Here is a 3562-nt window from a genome sequence, read left to right as displayed (position 1 = left end):
CCAATAGGATAATAGAACAAATTAAGAGGAGGATCTGTATGAGAAAAATGGAGTTTGTCATATTATTAACGTTACTAATCGCTTCTTGCAGTAATGGGAAGCAAATGATTCCAAGGGATTTTATCGAGAATGTGGAAAGTGGTCACTTTCAATTCATCAGTGAATTCAAACCTAATAACGATGATATAACGATATATAAGGAGTGGATGGCTGATGAGGGAGAAGTTCATTCGGCTGAATTGATTAATCCGAGCAGCTTATTTAAAATAGAAATAGACGAGTTGTCCATAAGTTTATCCGCAAGTCCGGCCATTACTGAAATTAAAGCAGGGCAGATGGTCATGCTATTATTTCGAATTAATGATGCGAAAACTGGTAAACCAGTGAAGAAGCTAGAGCCATTTCTCGGAACGACCGGACATTGTGTCATAATGGACAGTACAGCAGAAAAGTTCATCCACGCACATGCAGCGGAAGAGATGAGCTCGGGCGGAAACGTCATGTTTCATACGGTGTTCCCTGAGAAGGGAACTTATAAGCTTTGGGGTCAATTTCAATACTTAGGTGAAACCATTACTGCGCCTATTGTAGTAACGGTGAGTTAACAACTTGAATTCGGAGGAGAATATTTGTGAAACCAACCGTAGTAATTGATCGACCGATACCAACTGAAGTAGAGAATTATATCGCAGAATATTGCAAAATAGTGAAGTGGGAAGGCACAGGTCCGATTCCTAAAGAGGTTTTGTTTGAARTGCTTTCCACAGCAGATGGAATGCTCACAGCCGGCATGAAGATCGATTCCGACCTTCTAGAGCATGCGCCTAAATTGAAGGTTGTTAGCACGATAAGCGTTGGCTACAATCATTTTGATATCGATGCCATGAAGAGCCGGGGTGTCATTGGTACGAATACACCGCATGTGTTAAACGAAACGGTTGCAGATTTGGTATTTGCATTCCTTCTAGGCACAGCAAGAAGAGTTGCTGAACTGGATCATTATGTGAAAGACGGCAAGTGGAAGCCAGGAGATGGTCAGAAATTGTTTGGCACGGATGTACACCATGCTACACTTGGCATAATTGGAATGGGCCGCATAGGTGAGGCAGTTGCTAAACGTGCTAAGCTCGGATTTGAAATGGATGTCCTTTACTATAATCGCAGCCGCAAGCCTAATGTGGAAGAACAGCTAGGCGTTCGTTATGCCGAGCTCCAGGATTTACTGTCCTCGTCCGACTTCGTCGTATTATTAGCTCCGCTTACAAAGGAGACGAAAGGGATGCTTGGCAAGAATGAATTCCAGCTTATGAAGCCGTCATCCATTTTTATAAATGTATCCCGAGGTCAATTGATCGATGAGGGGGCATTAGTCGAAGCGCTTCGAGAGGGTACGATTAGTGCAGCTGGGCTTGACGTTTATGAGCAGGAACCGATAGATGCYAATCATCCGTTCTTACAAATGCCCAATGTGCTTACACTACCGCATATCGGTTCGGCTACGTCTAAAACTCGACTCGAGATGGCCATGCTAGCTGCTAAAAATATCGTTAGTGCTTTAACTGATCAAACTCCGGCGAATATGATAGACGAGTTCAGAGAATAAGGGAGTTATTTAAAAATGACACTGCTGCTTGTTGGATCAACAGGAAGGACAGGGGAATTTATTCGATCATATGTTGAAGCTAGAGGCGTTTCAGTTAAGCGCCTTGTCCGTAAACCTCATGAGCCCTGTTTGGACAGTTTTGTAGTAATTGGTGATGTCCGTGATGAGGATACTGTTCAAGAGGCTATGAAGGGTGTAAGCGGCGTGATTTGCGCTTTGAGTACGGAAGGTAACGGCACTTTAATGCGCGGGATGGATAATCTTATATCGGCCATGTGCAGTCAAGGAATTAACAGGATCGTAACGATAGGTACGGCTGGAATATTGCCAAGCACGGCAGAGCCTGGCTTGCTCCGATATCAATCCACAGAAAATAAGCGTACCAATCATGAAGCTGCAATAGAGCATCATCATGTCTATACAGAGCTCGCCAAAACCTCATTGGATTGGACAATTGTATGTCCAACAAGACTTGTTCAGCAAGTGAAAGAAAGTAACTACCGGTTTCAGAGAGAAGGATTGCCGGAAGGTGGAAATTATATTTCGTTTGAGGCAACTGCAGAGTTTGCCGCAGCCGAATATTTTAATAGAGAATATGTAAAAGCTCGCGTAGGCATCGCTGTCTAGGGGCATTTATATATAAATTAACCCATTGACTTAAACTTATTAGTCATATATTATAAACACTGTTGATTTTTTAAGTTTATCTAATTCGTATAACCTCACGATCGTCCATTGCACCAAGGGTGAGGGTATCTACAGGAAGCCTTTACTTCCTAACTACGAATATAGGATCACTTCAGTAATGAGGATCTTATATTCCTAGTTAGGATTTTTTTTTGCGGATTTTTACTAATTTATTATTGATTTAGAAAAGAGAGGGGCATCATAACCTGTGAAATATTTATTATCTGTTTTTCTAGGAGCAGCCAGTTACGGAATTTTATCGACGATTGTCGTTCTTGCCTATGGCGAAGGTTATCAATTAGGTGAGGTTGTGGGCAGTCAATTATTTATTGGGTTCATGCTCTCTTGTGTATTAGCACTGTTTACGAAATGGCGTGAGAAACGTAAATTGCGTATTAATGACTCGCAGCAAGCGGCAGTGGCGGTGACTTCTACTAAGCTGACATGGAAGCAAAGATTGCTTTTGATGGCAGCGGGTGCTCCAACAGCAATTACCGGACTAGTCTATTATGAGTCATTACGGTACATTCCCGCTTCACTAGCTATTATTTTATTATTTCAATTCACTTGGATTGGTGTAGTCATACAAGCGATAAGTCAACGTAAGCGACCAAATGGAATCACGGTGTTTACTTTAGTGATTTTGTTAGGGGGAACTTTGCTGGCTGCGGGTATAATAGAGCAGGGTACAGAGAAACTAAACATCATGGGTGTGTTCTTAGGATTGATGTCAGCTGTCAGCTACTCACTCTTTATATTGTTTAGTGGCAAAGCAGTGCCGTCTGCTAACCCGATGTATCGCAGCATGTGGATGATCGGAGGGGCAATGACCCTTGTCTTTATTTTATTTCCTCCGGTCTTTTTGTTTGATGGACTATTATGGAGCGGGCTCATATGGTATGGCTTATTACTGGGTCTGTTTGGCGCATTTATTCCACCGGTCTTGTTTGCAATTGGTGTTCCTCATATTGGGGAAGGGATGGCGGGAATTCTGGGAGCTGCGGAGCTTCCGGTTGCCATATTACTTTCCTCGATTGTTCTTCATGAGCATGTGAGCATGATGCAATGGTTAGGTGTAATTGTTGTCCTTATCGGAGTCATGCTGCCTGAACTGTTCAAGCGAAGACAGCGATTAAAAAGTGCATAAAGCTCCAATCTCCTATAAAAGCTACACAAATAAAAGGCACACAAAAAACCACGGTCCGAAAGGATCGTGGTTTTTTGTGTGCCAATTAAGAAATTATTCCAGACGATAATCGTCTGTTTTATCTC

At 42.4% G+C, this 3562-nt stretch carries 4 protein-coding genes and 1 riboswitch; all 4 genes read left to right on the top strand.

Annotation, left to right across the window (positions count from 1 at the left end; translation table 11 throughout):
• Positions 1-38 precede the first annotated feature (38 nt).
• The 4 genes from AC1DWN_RS30430 to AC1DWN_RS30415 all read left to right on the top strand — a co-directional run bounded on the left by AC1DWN_RS30430 (position 39) and on the right by AC1DWN_RS30415 (position 3437).
• A complete protein-coding gene (locus AC1DWN_RS30430; protein ID WP_477562599.1) occupies positions 39-605 on the top strand; it encodes a hypothetical protein in 567 nt (188 codons plus the stop codon).
• A gap of 26 nt (positions 606-631) precedes the next feature.
• Entirely contained in the window at positions 632-1603 is a 972-nt protein-coding gene (locus AC1DWN_RS30425) for a 2-hydroxyacid dehydrogenase (protein ID WP_477562598.1), read from the top strand.
• Between the two features lie 15 nt (positions 1604-1618).
• The gene (locus AC1DWN_RS30420; protein WP_477562597.1) at positions 1619-2230 is read left to right on the top strand and encodes an NAD(P)-dependent oxidoreductase; all 612 of its coding nucleotides are present in this window, start codon (positions 1619-1621) and stop codon (positions 2228-2230) included.
• A gap of 65 nt (positions 2231-2295) precedes the next feature.
• A riboswitch (purine riboswitch) is annotated at positions 2296-2406 on the top strand.
• Between the two features lie 92 nt (positions 2407-2498).
• The gene (locus AC1DWN_RS30415; protein ID WP_477562596.1) at positions 2499-3437 is read left to right on the top strand and encodes an EamA family transporter; all 939 of its coding nucleotides are present in this window, start codon (positions 2499-2501) and stop codon (positions 3435-3437) included.
• The last annotated feature ends 125 nt before the right edge of the window (positions 3438-3562 follow it).

It is taken from the genome of Paenibacillus sp. P4_A7 (genome assembly GCF_056402455.1).
Note: the sequence above shows the minus strand (reverse complement) of the source record. Positions and strands in the feature narration are given on the sequence as shown.

Bases quoted from the DNA above. Each gene is read 5' to 3' on its own strand.
- AC1DWN_RS30430 (WP_477562599.1), top strand. From the start codon at position 39: ATGAGAAAAATGGAGTTTGTCATATTATTAACGTTACTAATCGCTTCT.
- AC1DWN_RS30420 (WP_477562597.1), top strand. From the start codon at position 1,619: ATGACACTGCTGCTTGTTGGATCAACAGGAAGGACAGGGGAATTTATT.